Raw genomic sequence first — 23,203 nt, forward strand, 5'->3', positions numbered from 1 at the left:
AACTTGAAAACCAATAATGTGTTGTAACACTCGATAAGGACTCGTCATTGTCATCATGTTACGCCTTATTTTGGTGTCTGAGTTAGCGACTGAATAATACACCTAGATCGGTAACCGTTATAGATACTCAATTACGCTACTTTGATCACTGAAACGTAACTGGTATTAGCGGTATTTAATTAATTAAAATCCTAAAAAAATTAACACTTAATAGTATAAGTACTTATTAAAAAAAGAGATTAATTTTGTTTAGCTAACATCTTAACTCGTGTCAAAAAAAGTTAACGATAAACCTGCTAGAAAGGTTAATAAAGATGCTATGATAGAACATCTTTTGAGCACTGTCGTAATAGTAAAATGAACAAATTTGATTAAGCTAAAATAAACCATGTTAAGTGACATTTATTCACATATTTTACCTATGTATCATAATGTTCAAAAAGATTAATGATTAACACTAAATAATGCACACCAAACGGCCCGTTTTCTTCGGTTCAACAACATCAAACTAATTTACCTAATAGGATAATTTCGTATGCAAAAGCTAACAGATATTGGTGAAAATTTCGTCAATGATATAGCATCACGTTATGGCTTAAGCCACGATGCAGTCGTCCACATGTTAGTTGCTGTGAACAATGGTGGATGCTCCATGGCACAATTTAACTGCCCTGAATTAGGCGGTTCTGGCCAATGGATGCGTGGTGGTATGACAATGGTTGGTGACATGTTTAATAATGGTCTGAAAACGACTGTTGATAATATATGTAATGAACTATCAAACATACTCAGTAATAACCAAATATTTCCAATGATACCTGCAGGAACACCTGGTAGTAGCCAATGGTGGCCAACAAACTTAGGTACTCCATTTAGTAGTGGCGCGCAGAACAATAGTCGCTATGCCGTATTCCCTAACCGATTAGCGGTTGAGTTAAATGGGCAAGTTTCTGTATATGACACTCTAAACCATAATATTGGTGGTGTGAGTCAACAACAAGGCAGCAATGATTCTCTCTCTTTTAGTAGTCAATTTGGCACACTGAGTGTGAATAGCTTGCCTTTAGTGTCTGGCCAAATAATACCACCTGCGCCTCAAACTAATTTTGCACAACCAGCGAACTTCACAGAATCAAACTCTTTTACGGAACAAAGTAATTTTACAGAAAAAAATACCGTACCTGAATTTGTTCAAACAGATTCTAATGTTAATGGCACTGTAAAAAATAATCCAAATACAGAGACAACACATCAAACATTAGAAATAATCGCAAAACTAGCTGAGTTACGTGATTTAGGCGCGATAACGGATGATGAGTTTAATATAAAGAAATCTGATTTATTACAACGAATCTAACTGAACACACCAATTCAAATAATAAAATACCACTATTGTAGTGTTGTCATTTAATGATGTGCAAAACAAACAATAATGGTATTAATTTTAATCTCTTCATTAATTTTTAAACTACATCATTATTTTTTAAATAGTATGGCGACTTTAAAGTACATAATAATTTTAAAACGCTATAGCCGCAGCAAAATATTCTTGGTATTTTTTATGTTCAAGACGATACTTAGTAATAAGTAGAGCCTGTTCGACCCTTTATTCATCCGGTATTAATATGAAAACATTTCAATGTAATTGCAAAGACCAACCTATTCTATTTTTTGAAAGTACTCACTGTATCGCTTGTTCAAGAACCGTTGGACTGGATGATCAATTTGACCAAGTAGAGCCTTATGAGCTTGACTCAAAAACAGGGTTATTTTTTAAAGCAATAGCACCAAAAATTCATTATAAAAAATGTGATAATAATGAACAGTTTCATGCCTGTAATGGCATGGTTAATTTAAGCACTTTTGTACCTGATCCTGATAACGAAGAAATGCTGTGCTTTGGCTGTCGTTTTAATGAAACTGTTCCCGACTTAAGCGTTGTTAAACATATTCCTTTATGGAAAAAAATGGAAACGGCTAAACGTCGTGCTCTTTACACTTTAAAAGCATTACCTATCCCGTTACAAACTATCAGTGAAAATACTGAAACAGGTTTAAGTTTTGATTTTATTGCTGACCGTGATGTGAACGACCATTTTACTAGTCCATTAGCTGGGCATGAAACAGTATTCACAGGGCATGATTGTGGGCATATTACGATTAATTTAGCCGAAGCTGATGATGTTGCAAGATCTCAAACAAAACATGCGATGGGTGAGCGATACCGTACGCTACTTGGGCATTTCCGTCATGAATTAGGGCACTATTATTTTGACCAACTGATTACGCATTCACCAGATAAACATGCTTTATGTAAACAATATTTTGGTGATGACCAATTAGACTATCAAGAAGCACTTAAACAACATTATGAACACGGCGCGCCAAAAAATTGGCGAGATACCTTTATCAGCGAATATGCGACGATGCATCCTTATGAAGACTGGGCTGAAACGTGGGCTCACTATATGCATATAATAGATACCTTAGAAACGGCACAAAACTTTTCAATGGCAGGCTCTACTTCTGGCGTTGAAGCCGATACAGAAGAACTGGGAGAATTAAATTTACCTCAGGATACTTCTTATTTTCGAGGGCAAACGGACATTAACAGTATTTTAGATACGTGGATGGATTTTTCAGTGATGCTTAATTCATTAAATAGAAGCATGGGATTATCAGATGCTTACCCGTTTGTATTAACGCAAGCGGTACGTACTAAATTGTCTTTTATTCACCACGCAATACATAATAAATTACACCTTTTGCCACCTATCAAAGTAACAGTGCAGAATAAGAAAAAAACCAATAACAAAAAAACTAAGTAGCTTTATTATTTAATAAAAATTTAAAATTATGATATCTAATCTAAGACGATAACTTACAAAAGAATGATTGAGTCAGCTTTTAGATAATAAATAGCATAGATAATGACTCATTCACTATGCTATTAACTTGAACTCACTACTACTTAGTTCGTTTTAATCACTAATAGTTGGTTCACAAATTCAGCAAAACCATAACCACCAGATTCAGTCATCACAAATTCTGGATGATGCTGAAGCTTATCCCAATACTTCTTAATATTAGCCACTCCAACACTTTTAGGTAATGTAGCGAACATGAATTCATCATTTAACGAATCACCAACATAACAAGCTTGAGATGTTATTTGAGATTCTGATAAGCCTTTTTCATGCAAGAATGCTAATGAAGTGGTTTTTTTAGAGTGTTCTCCATACCAACTATTAATATGAATGGAGCTTGCCGTCGCACTTGCCCCTAACTGTTTAATTTTAGAGACAACTTCAGCGATTATTTCTGGTGATATCGGTTCTCGGTTTTGCCCGATATCAATAGCCACTTCACACAAGCGATATGATTGATCTAAGGTTAGATTCAAATCAGGATAAGCCAACAAAAGCTCAACAATTTGCTGCTTTAACTTAGTTTGATTATCGACGATAGTTGACATCGGCGCACCGGAACGAAGTGTTAAGTACCCTTCCTTTTTCTCCATAATGAATGCACCGTTTTCTCCAATTACCGCATCAACAGGCCAAAGTTGTGCAATATGGTCACACCACCCTGCACATGCACCTGTCACAGCAACCACTTTAAGACCTGCTTGTTGTAATGCAGACAAGGCGATTAAGGTTTCTGGTGGTAACTGACCGTTCCAAGTTAACGTATCGTCAACATCGGTCAATACCCACTGCACCTCTTTCCATTCATTAGTTAATGTATTTTTTGGTAGTTTCATCATATCTCTTAATATCTATGGTACTTGCTCGTTTGTATTTATTAACCTATCGATTTATTAACCTATCGACTACTAATCTATCGACTTCCAAACCTATCGATTTATAAGCAATCGGCTTATAACAAGTTAGGTAAGAACATCACTAAACCTTCTGAATAAGTTAACAGCATTAATACAACTAATAATGCGAATAAAAGAGGCAGTACCTCACGAACAAAGTCCACCAGTTTTACTTTAAGTATCGAGCAAACTGTAAACATCATCGAGCCAAATGGCGGTGTGACTCCACCAATCATAATATTAACAATCACGATAATACCGAAGTGAACAGGGTTAACACCAAGGTTCAATACAGCAGGTAGTAATAGCGGCGTTAAGATGATCATTGCCGCCCCACCTTCAATGAACATACCAACAATCAATAACAATAAATTGATTAGCATTAATAAGACGAGCTTGTTATCAGTGACTAAAATCAAGGCAGAAGCCACATTCTGAGGGATCTGCTCCAACGTCATGTAATAACCAAAAATCATCGCACCAATGATAATGAACATCACGCTGCTAGTGCCTTGAATTGTCTCTTTGAAGATGGCAGGGAAATGGCTAACTTTTAATTCACGGTAAATAAACAACCCAATAATGGCACACAACAAAACAGCAATAGCACCCGCTTCAGTCGGTGTAAATAAGCCAAAACGCATCCCTAAAATAATGCCAAATGGAATTAATAAAGCAGGAATTGCTTTACCTAAATAATGTAGACGTTCTTTAGCAGGTGCTGCTTCTGTTCTTGAAGGGGCGTATTTTCTACGTCTCGCAATGATAGCAATAGTGACCATCAAAGATAACGCCATCATGAAGGCAGGCACATAACCCGCAATGAACATTTCGTGTACTGACACATTAGCTAATAACGCGTAAATAATAAGATTAATACCAGGTGGAATCACAGGGCTAATACTTGATGATGCTGCGGTTATTGCCGCCGTAAAAGGTAAGTCATAACCACGTTTAGTCATTTCAGGTGCAAGTATTTTAGATTGCATTGCCGCATCCGCATTAGCAGAGCCAGAAATGCCGCCCATTAACGTACTTAATGCGACGTTCACATGTGCAAGACCACCGGTTTTATGCCCAATCAATGAATCTGCAAGTGACAGTAAACTGCGACTTATTCCAGAATAATTCATGACCGAACCCACCATAATAAAGAAGGGTATCGCCAATAACGGAAATGATGAAGCTGATGAAATAAAACGTTGCATCACTAAGCTGACTGGAATCGAGGTATTAATAAATAAAAAATAAACCAACGAAGAAGCGATTAATGAAAATGCGATGGGAACGTTTAATAAAAATAAAACGAACAACATAATAATTGGAAGATAGATTTCCACGGTGTCACCTATATAGTATTGGGTTGCTTTTTGAATAGCTGTTTTAAATCACTTCGAATGAAGTTTACGGTATGGATCGTCATCAAAGAGAAACACAAAAACAACACACCGTTAATCGTAAAGTAAGACATGCCCATCACAGGAGACACTTTATTAGATAGCATCATGTAGTCGTAACTTAAGTAAGCAAGGATCAAATTGATTACTAATAAGAATGATAAAACCACAAGATTAAACGGGACTTTTGCTTTTTCAGGTAATAATGCGATAACAACATCAACCCCCATGTGTAGCTTATGTTTGTAGCATGAGCTAATACCGAAATAGACAGACCAAATAAAACAGATAACGGCTAGCTCCTCGCTCCATGGCACAACAAAACCAAATCCATAACGAAGGATTACATTAATAATGACCATCAAAATGGTAATCGATATTGCAATGGATGCGAATATCTCTTCAAAATTTTTAACTAAGAAGCCCATGACTTCTCCTACTTATTAACTAATTGATATAATGATTGTTAATTAACATTTATTATTGATACCAATCACACTCACTTCAACATAAACCGTCATAAAATGGTCTTCGTAAACCTTCAAAAAAAATGGTTCGAGACTAATTATTGAAGTAATCGCTAATGGTATGAATGAAATTTCAGTAATAATTATCTAACGTTAAAAAAATAACTGCCTTATTGAAAATACAATAAAGCAGTTACCTAATAATACTTTTTTAAAACTTGTTTTTTTAGCTTATTCAGCAGCACGAATTTTTTCAAGTTCGGCACCAATTCGGCTACGGATATCATCACTCCAAGCTGGGAATTGGTTATAAACATCAGCGGTTAATTTACTGAATTCAGCGCTATCAACTTCATTAAATTTAACGCCTAGATCTTGTAGTTTTTGAGTGTACTCACTGTCTAACTTAACTAATTCAGTGGTATTTGAAATCGCACCAGCCGCTAGCTCTTCATTAATGATTTGCTGTTGCTCAGGTGTAAATTTATCCCAAACTTTAGGTGAGATATAAAGACCGACAGTGCCTAAGAAATGTTTAGTTAATGACATGTTTTTAGCCACTTCATACATTTTAGTTGAGTACATAGTCAAAATTGAACCTTCAAGCCCATCAACAACACCTTGTTGAACACCTGCGTAGGTTTCAGGGAAAGGTAATGATGCAGGCGCAGCGCCCATCGACGTTAATGTGCTAATGAATAACTGGCTACCAGGAACACGAATACGCATGCCTGCCATATCTGCAGAGCTTTTAATTTCTTTATTCGTGATCATATGACGGAAACCAAACATGTAATCAGCGTTTAACACTTTAATCCCTTTCTTTTCAACTTCAGCTGTTAAATCAGCGACTAGCTTAGTGTCCATCATTGCTAGGTATTCATCGTAAGAGTTATATAACATTGGGCCAGCTAACGCAGCGAAATCAGGAACATAATCACCAAGGTAACTTAAATCTTCTACAGCAATCCAATCGGCGCCATTAACAACTTGCTCAAGGTTATCTTTATAGACTGGTAATTGCCCACCAGGATAAACTTTGATATTCACACCACCGTCAGTACGTTCACGAATTTTATCAGTCGCTTTGATTAGCTCTTGCGTTAATAATTCGTTTTGAGTAAATACCAAACTCATGTTGATATCGATTGGCTCAACTGTTTTTGCAACGTCTGCGCCTTTCGTTGTGTCAGCAGGTTTTTCGCCACAACCAACAAGCAATGCAACAGCTGTTAATACGGTTCCGATTACCTTTATCATAAATAGTACCTTTGTTTGTAAAATTAGTTTTAATAAATCAGTTCGTTTATTAAAACAAAAAAATAGTGAGATAAGTTGTATGTGCTTTTTTGTTAATCCATACAACATTATTCATATGAACATTTGTAGAATCATATGAAAATCATTATCGTGCAAATAGTAGGTTACAAAAATGTAGACCAGAACGTATAAATACCATTGAATTGTTAAGTTAATATGACAGTCTGTTGTATTTTTAAGCCTTTTATATTTTCTAAAATACATTATTATTAACCTAGCTACTAACAAGTCATTAACGTTCAAATGAACATTACAGGTGGATTTATGATTGCAGGTCATCGTGGTGCAGCTTCACTGGCGCCAGAAAATACGTTATCAGGTTTTAAAAAAGCACTGCAATCTGGTGCTAAATGGATTGAGTTAGATACGCAACTTAGCGCAGATAAAACACCTATCATCTTCCATGATGAAACGGTTAACCGTTGCACAAACGGTGAAGGCTTAGTGGCTGATTTAACGTTTAGTCAACTACAAGCATTAGATGCCGGAAGTTGGTTCTCAGAAGCGTTTATTGGTGAACAGATTATCTCGCTTGAACGTACTTTATTGTTCTTCATGGAGAATGATTTAAGTATGAATCTTGAAATTAAGATTCATCACCCACATCAAGCTGAACCGCTAGTGAATGAGATCGCAAAGGTATTAACTAACGTAAACTTTCCAAATGAAAAGCTCATCTTGTCTAGCTTCTCTGAATTAGCACTAGAGCATTGTCATCAAGTCATGCCAGATATTCGATTAGGCTATATTACTGAACATAACCCACTAGCTACGTTAGAAAAATTAAAGCCTCTGAACCTGTATAGCGTACATCTTGATCATAAAATATTAAATCAAACGATGGCAAAAACAATCACAGATGCAGGACTTAAACTAGTTATTTGGACACTTAACGATGTAACACAAGCAGATAAATTTAGATCTTGGGGCGTCGATATTATTATTACTGACAAACCAGATGTATTTGTTAACACATGATAAAACTTAACGCTCGTCAGCAAAATATTTTACTGCGCTTACGTAAGAAGGAAGATATTCAGATAGAAACCATGTCTGAACACTTTCAAGTGACAACGCAAACTATTCGCCGAGACGTTAATCAACTTTGTAAAGCAGGTTATGCTCGCCGTATCCATGGCGGTGTAGGATTACCTGCACAATTGACCAATAGCAGTTATCAATATCGTAGTGATATACAGTTTGATGTAAAAGATCAAATAGCCAAAAAAGTCGCCAATGCTATTCCTGATGGTTCAACCATCATTATGGGGATCGGCACAACAGTGACACGTATTGCCTATTATTTAAAAACCAAACACCGTGTGATCACCAATAACTTACAGGTTGTTCGCATTCTAGAAATGAACCCTGATATTGAGGTCTATATTGCAGGTGGGTTATTTCGATCACAACAACAAGATGTGGTTGGTAATAATGTCACAGAGTTCTTCAATGATTTTGAAGCAGACATCGGCATATTAGGCTGCGCAGCGGTGACGAGTAGTCATTCAGCAATGGAACATGAAACCGCTGAAGCAGAGATTTCGAGATGTATTGTAAAAAACTCACGACAAACTTGGTTAGTAGCCGATGCCACTAAATGGACGATTTCCGCTTCGGTGAAAGTCGCTTCATTGTCTGAGTTTGATAAAATTTATAGTAATCACACTAACCTTCCCTCAGATCTTCCACTGGTATCTGTTAATAAAACAGCTTAATGCAGAGCTTACTTGATATAAGGCTAATTAGCGTAAAGTACCCACTGTCAATTCGTGGGTTTACCGCACGTAATAGCCGAAGAATAGCTAAAAATAAAGTTAAAAATTAAATTAAAAACAGAATGAGTATAAGAACAGAATTATAAATCAGGTTAGAAGTAGGAAGAGTTTTTAATAGATTATTACAGGATGGTGTATTGTTGCAGAGTGTTATTGCAGAGTCTCGTTATCACAATTATTTATTGAAGCTAATTTACTTGTTAAAATAATCGCTATAACCATTATGATTGAGGCTACAATCAAACGAACATTAGGAAAGTAATACGAACATTACTTTCCTAAATAAACACCACTTACTTCATTATATTTTCACTAGATATACATTAGTAAATAATGAATAAGCGGCGTTAACGGTTAAATGCGGTTAAAATTAGTTCGACCACGGAATTCATCCATTTTTTGTTGTGCATCATCACCGAACAAACGTTTACTTATCGCTTCCAGCCCTTCTGCATTGTCTAATAGCTCTTTACGAATCACTAATGTTGCTTTTGAACGTCGACGAAGTAAATCATCAAGGTTAACAATCATTTCATTCTCGGCAACCCAGTCAATTTCAGCCCAAGTAAATTCAGTATGTTCAAGCGCAAGATTTGCTTTAGCTGGATTCTGTTTAATCGCTTCAACTAGTACAAATGCATCTTCGCCATAACGACGCCAGAAACGGCTAGATAAAGGCTCAAGTGCGTCTTTTGGTGTTAACTTATCAATATTAAATTCTTCAATCTCACCCATAAATTTAGCTTTAACTTGATCAGCAGGTTCGCCGTACCAAAGTGCATCAGAACGGTTCATTGAAATTTCTAAATCTTCAATAATATCAGCAACTTCATCGCCAACATTAATACAGTCTGTTAGTTTTCCACCAAAAATACTGATGTGTTTATCTGCCTTATTAACATCAATCGCATGCTTACGAGATAACGCAACCCAGTCAGCAACACCTTCTTCAGCTTCAATGGCTAACGGACGGACGCCGCATCGTTCAGCAATAATGTCATCTTTAGTTAATGGCTTATCTAACTCTAATAAAGTATTCGCATTATCAAGAATGAATTGGCGATCTTCATCCGTAACTGATGTTTGATGGCTTTCAACTTGGTTATCTGTTGTACCAATACACGTTTTAGAGCCCATTGGTAACACAAAGAACAAACGTCCATCACTAGCAAAGAAGGCTAGTACGCGATGTTCTTTCGAAATGCGATCAACCGTTAAATGTACACCCTTAGAAAATAAGTGATGATGCGATGTCTTCTGTTTAGTGCCTTTATTAACTTGGTCAACTAACGGGCCACAAGCATTTATTAGCGTTTTTGCTTTAATAGTAAATGCTTGATCGTTGGTTTTATCTTTTGCTTGTATCACCCATTGGTCATTTTCACGTACCGCGTTAACCGACTCGACATAGTTTGCAACGATAGCTGATTTTTTTGCCGCAGCAGTAATAAAGTTGAATACAAAGCGCGAATCATTATCTTTTAAGAAAGCATCTGAGTATTCGAAACCTGCTTGCGCGCCGGTGATTTTAATACTTGGTTCAAGTTGTTTAATGGTATTACGTGTTAAATATTTAGGCGCCATAGTGAATAGACGACCGAATAACCAATAAGCTAGCGTGCCCATGAACACAAACCACACAGGGAAACGGAAACCTTTTTGAATAGTCGTTAAGAAACGAACCTCTGTCACTGATGAGGGGTAATGTTTCATTAAATTATTACGGCTTTTACAAAGTTTATTCACTAAACGATATTCATGGCTTTCTAGGTATTTAATACCACCCCATGCGAGATTCGAAGAATTAGAGCTGGTTGCGCCTGCAAAATCTCCTTTATCGATGAGTCCAACTTTAACGCCTTTAGCAGCCAAAGATGCAGCAGCAACAGCACCATTGATACCACCACCTAAAATAAGGACATCTAACTCTTCTTCAGCTAGCTGTTTAATATTGTCTGTTCTATTGAGGCTCATTTCGTAATCCTTGATATAAATGTTCGATAACGCACTTTAATGTTCACATTAGAGCATATTGTTTTTCTAATTAATACGATCATTCGCACTTTACTTATAAAAAATATGACTAATTGATAACCAAAAAGAAAAAATGATTAATAATACTCATTAAATAAAAACTGCTTGAAATGATTCAGTGAGTGATTAACGTTTAATTATGGTGCATGTTGAATAAGCCCTTCATCTCAAATGATCAGTAAATTGTATTCTCTCAGTCTTAATACTGAAGGCATGGCATTAAGGTTTAATTAGACAGACATAATATTTTGTAAAATAAACATAATAATGATGATTAAAGACGCTAATGTGCAGAGATAAGTTTAATGGAATGAAAGACCGTGATTATTTTTTTAACTGAAAATAGCTTATTTTTTAATACTTACAAAAGCACATCCACACAATTGCCACACAATTGCCACACAATTACATAAAAAATAAAAATAGCACTTTAAATACAATCACTTAATTTTATTTTCATCTTCATTCTTTACCTATATTTGTTGCTTATACTTACCCTAATCGCTTTCATTGAAGCATTTTCACTTTTACTAATAAGATTGGGTCGGTCATGAATAAAAAAATAAAGTACATAACGATATTAATATTGTTCGTTGTTGGAGTTGTTTTCTCGATTCAGTACTACTTTGCAGAAAATGAACAAAATCTTGTTTTTACCACTGACTTTGTAAAAAAGGGCAATATAGAAAATGTAGTCTTAACAAATGGCGTACTTTATCCCTATACCCTCGTTGATGTAGGTTCTCAGGCATCAGGACAAATAGACAATATTGCAGTTAATCTCGGCGATCAGGTTAAAAAAGGTGATTTAATTGCCCAAATAGACAATTTGACGCAAAAAAATACGTTAAAAGAAGCGCAAGCGTCACTTACTATTATCAATGCTCAATACCGAGCAAAACAAGCACAAATACATGAAGCAACAGCAGAATTTAAACGCCAACAAAAAATGTTTAAAAATGGCGTGAGCTCTCAGTCCATTTTCGACACGGCGCAGGCAACGTTAACGGTATATAGCGCAGAACTAGAACAAATCGAAGCACAGAAAGAACAAGCACTGATCAGTGTCGATAACGCCAAATTAGCATTAGGTTATACGACAATCGTTGCGCCTATCGATGGCACTGTTATTTATATTTCTGCACAACAAGGTCAAACTATCAGCAACAATCAAGAAACACCTAGTATTGTTGAACTGGCGCAGCTAACAACCATGACCATTAAAGCTGAAGTATCAGAAGCAGACGTTATCCATATAAACCCAGGACAACAAGTTTACTTTTCAATTCTTGGTGATGCTAAACAAAAATACACGGCAGTATTACGTGCAATTGAGCCTGGCCCTACAATATTGACTGGCGATGATAGTCAGCTGAGCATAGGTGACAGTGATGCTATTTATTACAATGCATTATTTGATGTCGACAACCCTGAACAGCTATTACGTATTGGCATGACTGCTCAAGTATCTATTATTCTAGAAAGTGCGGAAGATGCATTGCAAGTTCCTTCTCAAGTGCTTATAGCTAAATCAAGCGGAGCAACAAACCAAGCAAATAGTTATCAAGTGCCAGTCAAAGTAGATAATAAAGTCGAGTACCGAGATGTTGAAGTTGGCATCAATAACAGTGTTAATGCACAAATATTATCAGGACTTGAGGAAGGTGACGAAATTATTATCGGCCAATCTTCTGCAAATCAAACCACTACCTCTAGCCGTCAGGCGGGTGGCCGTCAAAACCTAGCGGGGCTTTAATCTATGAGTGAAGTGCTACTTGAAATTGCAGGTGTCAGCCGAACATTTAGCGCTGGAGAACAAGATCTTACCGTGTTAAATAACGTGAGTTTAAAAGTTCACAGAGGCGAAATGATCGCTATTGTTGGCGCATCCGGTTCAGGCAAGTCAACCTTAATGAATATTTTAGGCTGTTTGGACAAGCCTTCGGCAGGCCAGTATCTGATTAATGGTCAAGATACTTCTACAATGGATGAAGACCAATTAGCAGCACTGCGCCGTGAATATTTTGGTTTTATATTTCAGCGTTATCATCTACTGGGAGATCTTTCCGCCGTCGCGAATGTAGAAGTACCAGCGTTATATGCCAGTGAAGATAAAGCAACTCGTCGAGCAAGGGCTGAAGCATTATTATCACGTTTAGGGTTAAGCGATCGATTAGATCATAAGCCAAGTCAATTGAGCGGAGGTCAGCAGCAACGAGTCAGTGTTGCTAGAGCACTAATTAATGGCGGAGATGTTATTTTAGCTGATGAGCCAACGGGTGCACTCGATAGTAGCAGCGGTGAAGAGATGATGAAGCTCTTACAGGAATTACATAAAGATGGTCACACTATTATCTTAGTCACTCATGATTTAGAAGTTGCACAGTTTGCTGACCGTATTATAGAAATAAAAGATGGCAAAATAAAAAGTGACCGAATAACTAAAACTCAAACTAAAGCCATCGATATCCCTATTTTAAAAAAGGCAAATGCAACTCCTCCACAAAAACATCATTTACTTGATTGGCTACGTTATATTGAAGCGCTTAAAATGGCGTTAATTGCTATGTCTAGCCATAAATTACGTACTTTTTTAACCATGCTAGGCATTATTATTGGGATTGCATCAGTAGTTTCTGTTGTCGCACTTGGCAATGGGTCTCAACAAGCAGTACTAGAAAACATGTCATCAATGGGCACTAATACTATTGAAATTAAACCCGGTAATGGACTGGGTGATCGCCGTTCTGGGCGAATACGCACGTTAACAGCCAGTGATGCAGAGATTCTCAAAACATTACCATTTGTTGATAGTGTTACACCAACAGTAAGAGCAGATGTGGCGATTCGCTATAGCAGCCAAGCTCTCACCGGTGAAGTACAAGGTGTAGGTTCTGAGTACTTTAGAGTAAACGGTTACACTTTAGCGCAAGGCCAATATTTTGATGAAAATAGTGTTGATGAACTGGCTCAAGTGGCAGTAATTGACTCAAACACTGTCGCCTCTTTGTTCCCGAAAGAATCACCAATCGGTAAAGTGATATTTCTCGGTCAACTACCAGTACGTGTGATTGGCGTGACAGAACCAAGAGAGAGTGCCTTTGGTAACACTGAGGCATTAAATGTATGGATCCCTTACACCACTGTATCAGCACGTATTTTTAGACAAAATGATGTTAATGATATTACTGTACGAATTAATGACAGCGTGTCTAGCACCGCTGCTGAACAGGGCATTATTAAGCTAATTAAAATGCGTCATGGTGTTGAAGACTTTTTTACCGTTAACACCGATACTATTCGAGAAAATATTGAAAAAACGTCAGCGACTATGACGATGCTTATTTCAACCATAGCGTTTATCTCTCTGATTGTAGGGGGCATTGGTGTTATGAATATTATGTTAGTGTCAGTAACTGAACGTACTCGAGAGATTGGTATACGTATGGCAGTGGGTGCTCGCCAACAAGATATTTTACGACAGTTTTTAATTGAAGCCGTTTTAGTGTGTATTTGCGGCGGTATTCTAGGCATCTCATTAGCTTTTGTCATTGGGCTTATCTTTGCTTCAAGTAATAGCGACTTTCAAATGATTTATTCAATGAACTCGATTATTACAGCCTTTGCGTGCTCGACCTTAATTGGAGTGTTATTTGGTTATTTACCCGCAAGAAATGCAGCTAAACTTAACCCAGTAGAAGCTTTATCACGCGATTAGTCCCGTCAATAAAAAAACGATCTCAGTGGATAATACTGAGATCGAATTAAAATATAATCAGTTACTTTGATTGTCATAAAGGAATCACATTGCGGTTATTTTATAAGTTTTTCTTCGCATTTTGTTTAACCAGCTTTGTAGCGGTAGGCTTAATGCTGTTACTAATAACTATCAATTTATCCACCAGCTTCAATGACTTTGTAAATGAAGCTGAACATAAAAAAATTGTAGATTTAAAAAGCCGAATAACAGCTTACTACCAAGAAAATGACAGTTGGGATGAATTAAAAGGAAATGAACCTCTTTGGAAAGCCATGCTGGGGCCAAAAGCAAAAAATGGGAATAATAAGTCACAATCAAAGGATGATATTGAGGCTGATGATAACCTGTCTGCACTAAGTAATTTATTACAAACACAACAAAGATTAAGCCTATACGATGTTGATAAAAAAGTAGTTATTGGCAAACCATTAATAACTGATAACTCATACAGCGAAGTGATTGAGTTAAATGGGCAAACTATTGGATGGATTAGCTTAATTCCCTCTGAATTGGCTAAAGGTAGCCCTGGCAGTCAATTTTTAGCACAGCAATATAAAAGTTATTACGTAATCGCTTTGATTGTTATTGTGCTGTCATTCTTTACTGCTTGGTTATTTTCAAGGCATTTAGTCGCGCCAATCAGTTCGCTTATTGAAGGTACTTACACCTTAATTAAAGGTGATTATCGTATTCGAATTGAAAATAAAACCAACGACGAATTGTCATTGTTATCGGACAACGTCAATGTACTAGCTGATACCTTAGACAAAAATCAACATAGCCGTTTTAAATGGATGTCAGACGTAACACATGAATTGAAGACACCATTAACCGTATTAAGAGGCCAACTTATTGGTGTGCAAGACGGTATATTTGTAGCAGATGAACAGCGTGTTCAACTATTCATAGACCAAATAGATAGCATGAGCCATATTGTTAATGACCTTTATCAGCTCTCTATTACCGACGTAGGTGGGCTCACTTATAAAAAAGAATCGCTCAACCCTATTCAAATACTATTGCAAGTAGCCGATAGTTTTACAGCTCAGTTTAGTCAAAAAGAACTTCGAGTCGATTGCTCACAAGTCGCTCAATTAATGGCAGATAAAAAATGTATCGTACTGGCCGATAAAGATAGGATCAGACAATTATTCGTTAACCTTTTCGAGAACTGCTGCCGTTATACTGACGCCCTTGGAGAAATCCAAATATCAGCACAAATCATTGCTAAGCAAGTGCATATTCAAATACAAGATTCAGCCCCAGGTGTGCCGGTAAATGTCCAAGATAAATTGTTTGAGCGCTTTTATCGCGTAGAGCCTTCACGTAACCGAGGTTATGGTGGTTCCGGCTTAGGCTTAGCGTTATGTAAACAAATTGTCGATGCTCACCAAGGTACTATCACTACTGCCGAATCATCATTAGGTGGACTAAGTATTCATATTACATTACCAGAGCACAGGAATTATAGGCCATGAAAAAACAGACTATTCTCATTGTTGAAGACGAAGCCCATATAGCCGAAATATTGATCGCCTATTGTCAAAATGCAGGTTACTTAGTCGAACACCACAGTAGCGGTAAAGAGGTGGTTGGTTTTGTTGAAAATAATAGCATTGACCTGATGTTGCTTGACTTAATGTTACCCGATATTGACGGTTTGGAAATCTGCAAAAAAATCAGATCTTTTTCAGAACTACCTATCATTATGATCACTGCAAAAGGCGAAGAAATAGATAAACTACTCGGCTTAGAATTTGGCGCAGATGATTATATTTGTAAACCATTTAGTCCAAGGGAAGTGATGGCGAGAGTTAAAACCGTATTACGCCGAGCGGGCAATAATAATGAGATTGATACGACACAAGTCATTAAACACTCTGGATTCGAAATGAAAATAAACGCCTTTGAAGTGACCTTTAAAGGACAGTTTTTAGATTTAACACCAAGGGAGTTTTTAATCGTTCGACTTTTTTTAGAAAACAGCGGTCGAGTATTCAGCCGAGAAGAAATATTAGTGTATGCCTACAGTGACACCTTTGATATATCCGACCGTAACATCGATACTCATATTAAAAATATTCGTAAAAAAATTAATAATATCGCACCTGAAGTAGACCCAATAAACTCAGTATATGGCATTGGTTATAAGTTTAATAAATTATCCTAATAAGTGACTATGTTAACGATTACAGTGGCGTTAACAGCTACGTAATTAAAAATTAGCCTACAAAATAATATGTAGGCTAATCTTGAAATAACTTAATAAGTTCTATACTTCGTTTATGTCTGTTAATTATTTATTCAGTTCGGCATAAGCACGCCAACTACCTAAATCACTAATATCGGTCGCGTCCTTAATTGCATAACCTTCACAAATAAAACTAGTGACCCAACTGCCATCTTCTAGCTCGACTTTTCCAAGTCCTAACGGTTGTCCTATGCCCTGTAAAAAACTGCCTACCGTACTTGCAGGTAAACGCCAGACTTCAACTTCAATTGCGACACCTTGTTCAGCCACACGAATTAAACCCGGACGAAAAGGAGGACCACCAGCCAATGCATAGAAGCGATAATCAGCAGTCGTTTTAGTATTTTTTACTAAATAACCGCCGCGCTCTGTTAACTGAAGATTAAGTGGAAAACCTGAAAGATGTGCGCCACAAACAGCAATGTCGATTTCAGCAGCGGATGCGTTGGCTTGCACTTTATTAGCACTTGCCTTACTTAACGTTTGCCCAGTTGCCCCTAAGGTAAAGTTATTCAGTTGTTGTAATTTTGCGCCAGTATTCAGTAATAAACGATCGCTAAAAGCAGGGCCAAAAAAGGTCACACCAAAAGGTAGTCCTGATGCTAAGAAACCAGCAGGTACAGCAATTGCGGCATAATCTAATAAGTTCATAAAGTTGGTGTAATAACCCAAGTTAGAATTTAACTGGATTGGGTTAGCTTCAAGTTCAGCGATACTATAAATCGTGCCAGCAGTTGGTGTCACAACACAATCTAACTCCGCCAGAATCGCATCACACTGCACTTTAAACGCTTGTAATTTATACATAGCTTTAAAAGCACTCACCGCCGAATGTGCGGTTGCCCCGCCGATAATAGTTTCAATCACTGGTAGGCATTGTTTAGGATCTTTAATAAAGAACTCTTCAATAGCGGCGTAACGTTCGGCTACCCAAGGTCCTTCATAAAGCAATGTGGCAGCATCTAAAAAAGGCTGAAAATTGATAGTCACTAATTCTGCGCCAGCTTGTTTTAATTGCTCAACCGTATTAGTAAATAAAGCTTGTGCACTTTTATCGCCAAAGAAGGCCAATTGGTCTTGTTCTGGCACGCCAATTTTTAACGATTCAAAACTTGTCTCAGGTTGGTATGGCGCATCAGCACCAAGGTTTGCTCGTGAGTAACAATCATTGTCATCTTGCTTGGCAGTAATATCTAACAACTGATTAAGCTCATCAACCGTATTCGCCAATAAAGTCACACAATCTAAACTTTTACATGCCGGTACAACACCTGTACAACTCAATAACCCTTTGGTCGCTTTTAAGCCTACAATATTATTCAGTGCCGCAGGTACTCGTCCTGACCCTGCCGTATCCGTACCTAATGAGAAACTCACGTTGCCATTAGCAACAGCAACCGCGCTACCTGAGCTTGAACCACCAGAAATATAGTCAGGATCAAAACTATTTTTAACCGCACCCCATGGGCTACGCACACCAACAAGTCCAGTAGCAAATTGGTCTAAATTAGTTTTACCTAATGGAATCGCCCCTGCTTCTATTAATAATTGCACGACTTGCGCTGATTGATCAGGTTGAAAACGATATGCTTCGCAACCTGCTGTAGTCGGTAATAGGCTTAAATCAATATTATCTTTGATAGCAAAAGGTACGCCATATAACGGTAAATCATCCATTGATTTCGTGCTTAGCTTATTGCTTAATGACGTTAGCATCTCGGTTAACTGAATTTCAGAAAGCGTACTTAACCAGACGTTATTTTGATCGTCTTTGGCTTGTTGTAATTTAGCGACTAAAAATGTTTCTACTATTAATTCGCCACTACGGTAAGCTGCTTGTAAGGCACTGATCGTCATGTTTTGTGTTGTCATTTTCTTAGCCTCACTTGTTTGTTTATTAGTAACCTGTTTATTATCAATGTTATCTTTCTTATTAATAGTCTGCTTAATCTCAGTCATTAGCTTTTCTCCAAAATTAATAATCGTTGCCCTGCATGCACTTGTGCACCTTCTTTTTGTACAAGGCTTGAAACAATGCCTGCGGCTGGGGCAACCACTTCAATTTCCATTTTCATCGCTTCAAGTATCAATAACGGCTGCCCTGCAATCACTTCTTCGCCTGGTTTTACTAATATTTTCCAAATGTTACCTGCTACATGGCTATCAACACTACGTTGCTCCGCCGTTAAGCTGATCACATCTGTTTCTACTTGCGTCATTTCATCAGCAACAAAGTTAGCTTGTCCTGTTTCTTGCCAACGTTGACGTTCTGCTTCAAAGGCTTTTTGTTGCTTCTCTTTGAAGGTCACTATCGAGTCTTGGGCATCACATAAACTTTGTTGGTACTCCGCTAAGCTGAATGTTGTTTCTTCTATTTTCAGAGGGTAATCACCACGAGGAAAATCATGACGAATTTGAGTTAGCTCTTCACTACTGACAGGGTAGAATTTAATTTGGTCAAAGAAGCGTAATAGCCATGGTTTCTCAAATTCAGCTGTTTTACGGTAACGGTTCCACATTTGTAAGGTACGTCCAACAAACTGATAACCACCAGGCCCTTCCATTCCGTAAACACATAAATAAGCACCACCAATTCCCACGGCATTTTCAGGTGTCCAAGTACGAGCAGGATTATATTTTGTGGTCACTAAACGGTGGCGAGGATCAAGCGGCGTAGCGACCGGCGCGCCTAAATACACATCTCCTAAGCCCATCACCAAGTAACTCGCATTGAAGACAATCTCTTTCACTTCTTCAACGGAATCTAACCCATTAATACGACGAATAAACTCAATGTTGTCAGGACACCATGGAGCATCTTTACGGACTAATTCATCGTATTTTTTAATCGCTAACCGTGTTGCATAATCATCCCAAGATAAAGGAATATGCACGATACGTGATGGCACGGTTAATTGGCTAATATCGCCTAACGCTTGTTCAGCTTCGGCTAATAGAGTTAATAATTGAGCAAGCGGAAGTTGTAAATTATCGTAATGGACTTGCAGTGAGCGGATCCCCGGCGTTAACTCTTCAATGCCAACAATGTTCATATCTTGTAGCTTTAACATCAAAGCATGGACACGGAAACGCAATGCAACATCCAACACTTGCTGGCCGTATTCAACTAATAGGTAATCTTCACCACTTGCGCGGTAAACCACTTGTTCGTTATGTTCTGTTTTATCAATCTTTTTGATAATCGCAGTTTCAGGTAATTCTGTTGGTGCTTTCTGTTCAGTAAACTGCCCTGATTGTAATTGTTGAATTTGTTGTATTTCTAACTGTTGTGCATCAAGGATTGATACCGGTTGAAAACGAATGCTTGCACCTGCTTTCAGCTGACCAACTTTCCATAAGTCCGCTTTAATAATAGTGACAGGACAAACAAAGCCTCCTAAACTTGGACCGTCTGGACCTAAAATAACAGGCATGTCACCAGTAAAATCAATCGTACCTACCGCATAAGCATTATCGTGAATATTTGAAGGGTGTAAACCCGCTTCACCACCGTCATTACGTGCCCATTTAGGTTTTGGTCCCATTAAACGAACACCTGTACGACTGGAGTTAAAGTGTACTTTCCACGTTGCATCAAAGAAGGCATCAATATCTTCAGGACAGAAGAAATCGGGTGCACCATGTGGTCCATAAATAACGCGGATAGTCCAATCATCGGTAATCTCAGGTAATAATGCAGCCTGTTTCGGTTCAGTGCATTCAGTCACCTCTTCAATATGTAATACATCACCCGTACGTAAAGCACGACCGGCATGTCCACCAAATTGGCCTAAAGTGAAAGTTGATTTACTGCCTAAGTAATCAGGACATTGAATGCCACCTTGTACAGATAAATAACAGCGAGAACCCGATCCTTTAATATTGCCTAAGGTTAACGTTTGTCCTGCTTGTACATTAATAACCATACCATTACTAACACTTACATCATCTAACAACGCGTCGATTATTGAACCGGTTAATACAATGCGTGTTGCGCTGTTAAAGCGTAATGTTGGACCACTCACCGTAATTTCTAAACCAGCGACCTCATCACTATTACCTAATAATGTATTGGCTAAACGAAAGCTAACGCTGTCCATTGGACCTGAAGGTGGTACACCAATATTCCAGTAGCCTTTACGACCGGGGTAATCTTGGATGGTGGTTTGTGTTCCACCGTTTAATACGTCAATAGAACAAGGTGAATAGACAAATTGATTGAGGGTTTGTGTTAATAACTTCGCCTCTTCAACTACTTTGCTACTTAATAGTTGATGTAAGTAATCTTTGTTAGTTTCAATACCGTAAATTTCACTGTTTATAAGCGCTTGTTTTAGCCCCGTTAATGCTTGTTCACGAGACTCACTGTGACAAATAACTTTGGCTAACATCGGGTCAAAAAAGGGAGAGACTTCAGTGCCACTTTCTAACCAATGATCAATGCGTAATGTGCCCTGATCAACCTCTGTCGCCCATTTAACATGGCTAATTAATCCCGCACTTGGTTGGAAAGATTTGTTCGCATCTTCTGCATATAAACGCACTTGAATGGCATGCCCTTTGGCGACTAAATCTTGTTCAAGTTCAACTAATGGTGCTAATTGTTTTGCCGCTAAGCTGACCATCCAATTAACCAAGTCAACGTTATACACTAACTCAGTTACACCATGCTCTACTTGTAAGCGGGTATTCACTTCTAAAAAGTAAAATTGCTGTGCTTGTTGGTCAAATACAAATTCCACTGTGCCTGCACTACGATAGTTTACTGAGGCCGCTAAGCGTGTTGCTGTGCTGTGTAACTCTTTGCGTAAAGCGTCGTCTAAATTTGGAGCTGGACATTCTTCAATTACTTTTTGGTTACGACGTTGTGCAGAACAATCTCGCTCTCCTAACGCAATCGCATGGCCTTCACCATCACCGAAGACTTGTACTTCAATATGACGTGCTTGAACGATGAATTTTTCTAAAAAAAGTGCACTGTTACTAAAGTTGTTTTCACTTAACCTTTTGACTGAATCATAAGCTTGATTTAATTCTTCTGCGCTATTACAACGCTGCATACCAATACCGCCGCCACCAGCAGTGCTTTTTAACATCACTGGGTAACCAATTTTTTCTGCGCACCTTAACGCATCATCGATATCTGCTAATAAATCACTGCCAGGTAATAGCGGTACGTTGGCTTTTTCTGCAATTTCACGGGCACGATGTTTAAGACCAAACTCCAACATTTGTTGCGAGGTTGGCCCTAAAAAGATCACCTCATTTTCTTCACAGGCTTGTACAAAATCAACATTTTCACTTAAGAATCCATAACCAGGATGAATCGCTTGTGCACCACACTGTTTTGCAATGGCGATCACTTTTTTAATATCAAGATAAGTTTGTTTTGCGCCCCCTTCCCCTAATGAGAAAGCTTCGTCAGCTTGGGAAACATGAAGGCTATCGGCATCAGCTAGGCTATAAATGGACACACTTTTAATGCCCATGGCTGATAATGTACGAATAATACGACAAGCAATAGCACCACGATTAGCAATCAAGACTTTAGTAAATATTTGAGGTGTTGCTTTAGTAGGCGTAATAGTTGGTGTTGTTATGGGTGTAGTAAGCATAATCTTGACCTTTAACAGGTCGGGTCGTCCCGAAATAATCTGAGCATTTTAACAAGGTCGTCCTTGTTAGCCCCTTAACGTATTACTAAATCATATTGTTATGATTTATCACCTCAAATTTAATCCCAGATAATCATTTCTACTGGTGTTGGATTGTAAGCATTACAAGGATTATTCAATTGTGGACAATTAGAAAGCAGTACAATGACATCCATTTTTGCGGTTAACTCAACATACTTTCCGGCGCCACTAATACCATCAGCAAAACTTAAACCGCCCTCTTTATTAACCGGTACATTCATAAAAAAGTTAATATTATGGGTAATATCTTGTTTGCTTAAACCATACTGTGGGTTTTCAGCGACAGCGAGCAACCAACTATCACGGCAAGCATGCATACACTTTTTTTCAATCGCGTAACGCACGGTATTACTTTCTGTTGAGCAAGCACCACCTAAGGTATCGTGACGACCACAGGTATCAGCAGTAATTTCTAGCATTTCGTTACCGTCATTAGACAATAACTTGGTACCCGCCGTTAAATAAACATTACCTTGTTCGCGAATGGTATCCATGCAGCTATAACGTTCACTTGGATCATTTGCATTATAAAATAAAGTATCTGCAGCTTGGTTACCCTCAAGATCTAAAATACGTAATGTTTGCCCTGCTTTAAGTACTTGCATGTAATAATCACCTGCAGGCACAGTATCGCTTCGTGTCGCATTTTCAGCTTTTAATTGGCTTGAAGTAATCAT

The 23,203-nt window shown here is 37.9% G+C and carries 16 protein-coding genes; 8 read left to right on the forward strand and 8 right to left on the reverse strand.

Annotated features, from left to right (window positions below; all coding sequences use genetic code 11):
• Positions 1-535: 535 nt before the first annotated feature.
• Positions 536-1,357: an SHOCT domain-containing protein gene (locus tag SP041_RS02670; RefSeq protein ID WP_025563402.1), complete on the forward strand. Its 822-nt coding sequence runs from the start codon at positions 536-538 to the stop codon at positions 1,355-1,357.
• A 268-nt stretch (positions 1,358-1,625) separates the two neighbouring features.
• Positions 1,626-2,828, forward strand: a complete 1,203-nt coding sequence (locus SP041_RS02675) for a putative zinc-binding metallopeptidase (protein ID WP_025563401.1) — start codon at positions 1,626-1,628, stop codon at positions 2,826-2,828.
• A gap of 143 nt (positions 2,829-2,971) precedes the next feature.
• Here SP041_RS02675 and SP041_RS02680 read toward each other — a convergent pair whose 3' ends face one another.
• The 4 genes from SP041_RS02680 to SP041_RS02695 form a co-directional block, all read right to left on the reverse strand.
• Positions 2,972-3,763: an HAD-IIB family hydrolase gene (locus SP041_RS02680; RefSeq protein WP_025563400.1), complete on the reverse strand. Its 792-nt coding sequence runs from the start codon at positions 3,761-3,763 to the stop codon at positions 2,972-2,974.
• Between the two features lie 116 nt (positions 3,764-3,879).
• Positions 3,880-5,163: a TRAP transporter large permease gene (locus SP041_RS02685; RefSeq protein WP_025563399.1), complete on the reverse strand. Its 1,284-nt coding sequence runs from the start codon at positions 5,161-5,163 to the stop codon at positions 3,880-3,882.
• A gap of 8 nt (positions 5,164-5,171) precedes the next feature.
• Positions 5,172-5,648, reverse strand: coding sequence for a TRAP transporter small permease (locus SP041_RS02690; protein WP_025563398.1), 477 nt, complete (start codon positions 5,646-5,648; stop codon positions 5,172-5,174).
• 270 nt (positions 5,649-5,918) lie between these two features.
• Entirely contained in the window at positions 5,919-6,947 is a 1,029-nt protein-coding gene (locus SP041_RS02695) for a C4-dicarboxylate TRAP transporter substrate-binding protein (RefSeq protein WP_025563397.1), read from the reverse strand.
• Positions 6,948-7,271: 324 nt separating this feature from the next.
• Here SP041_RS02695 and SP041_RS02700 point away from each other — a divergent pair, with 324 nt between their 5' ends.
• Both SP041_RS02700 and SP041_RS02705 read left to right on the forward strand, forming a co-directional pair.
• Complete coding sequence (locus SP041_RS02700; RefSeq protein ID WP_025563396.1) at positions 7,272-7,985, forward strand: glycerophosphodiester phosphodiesterase family protein; 714 nt, start codon at positions 7,272-7,274, stop codon at positions 7,983-7,985.
• Complete coding sequence (locus tag SP041_RS02705; RefSeq protein ID WP_205961154.1) at positions 7,982-8,725, forward strand: DeoR/GlpR family DNA-binding transcription regulator; 744 nt, start codon at positions 7,982-7,984, stop codon at positions 8,723-8,725. Before SP041_RS02700 ends, SP041_RS02705 begins: the two co-directional genes overlap by 4 nt.
• A gap of 414 nt (positions 8,726-9,139) precedes the next feature.
• On the opposite strand, the gene SP041_RS02710 is transcribed toward SP041_RS02705, so the two are convergent.
• A complete protein-coding gene (locus SP041_RS02710) occupies positions 9,140-10,759 on the reverse strand; it encodes an FAD-dependent oxidoreductase (RefSeq protein WP_025563394.1) in 1,620 nt (539 codons plus the stop codon).
• Between the two features lie 610 nt (positions 10,760-11,369).
• On the opposite strand from SP041_RS02710, the gene SP041_RS02715 reads away from it, so the two are divergent.
• From SP041_RS02715 to SP041_RS02730, 4 genes are all read left to right on the forward strand, one after another.
• Positions 11,370-12,575, forward strand: coding sequence for an efflux RND transporter periplasmic adaptor subunit (locus SP041_RS02715; protein ID WP_025563393.1), 1,206 nt, complete (start codon positions 11,370-11,372; stop codon positions 12,573-12,575).
• A gap of 3 nt (positions 12,576-12,578) precedes the next feature.
• On the forward strand, positions 12,579-14,537 hold the full coding sequence (locus SP041_RS02720; protein ID WP_025563392.1) for a MacB family efflux pump subunit: 1,959 nt from the start codon (positions 12,579-12,581) through the stop codon (positions 14,535-14,537).
• 89 nt (positions 14,538-14,626) lie between these two features.
• A complete protein-coding gene (locus SP041_RS02725; protein WP_025563391.1) occupies positions 14,627-16,057 on the forward strand; it encodes an ATP-binding protein in 1,431 nt (476 codons plus the stop codon).
• Positions 16,054-16,749, forward strand: coding sequence for a response regulator (locus SP041_RS02730; RefSeq protein WP_025563390.1), 696 nt, complete (start codon positions 16,054-16,056; stop codon positions 16,747-16,749). The genes SP041_RS02725 and SP041_RS02730 overlap by 4 nt, the downstream gene beginning before the upstream one ends.
• Positions 16,750-16,875: 126 nt before the next feature.
• Here SP041_RS02730 and atzF read toward each other — a convergent pair whose 3' ends face one another.
• The 3 genes from atzF to SP041_RS02745 all read right to left on the reverse strand — a co-directional run bounded on the left by atzF (position 16,876) and on the right by SP041_RS02745 (position 23,203).
• The gene (gene atzF, locus SP041_RS02735; RefSeq protein ID WP_240791407.1) at positions 16,876-18,789 is read right to left on the reverse strand and encodes an allophanate hydrolase; all 1,914 of its coding nucleotides are present in this window, start codon (positions 18,787-18,789) and stop codon (positions 16,876-16,878) included.
• Positions 18,789-22,445, reverse strand: a complete 3,657-nt coding sequence (gene uca, locus SP041_RS02740) for an urea carboxylase (RefSeq protein WP_205961155.1) — start codon at positions 22,443-22,445, stop codon at positions 18,789-18,791. Before uca ends, atzF begins: the two co-directional genes overlap by 1 nt.
• Positions 22,446-22,564: 119 nt before the next feature.
• Complete coding sequence (locus SP041_RS02745; protein WP_025563387.1) at positions 22,565-23,203, reverse strand: urea amidolyase associated protein UAAP2; 639 nt, start codon at positions 23,201-23,203, stop codon at positions 22,565-22,567.

Origin of the sequence: Psychromonas sp. SP041 (assembly GCF_000470315.2) — a bacterium.
In the GTDB taxonomy this organism is placed as follows: Bacteria; Pseudomonadota; Gammaproteobacteria; order Enterobacterales; family Psychromonadaceae; genus Psychromonas.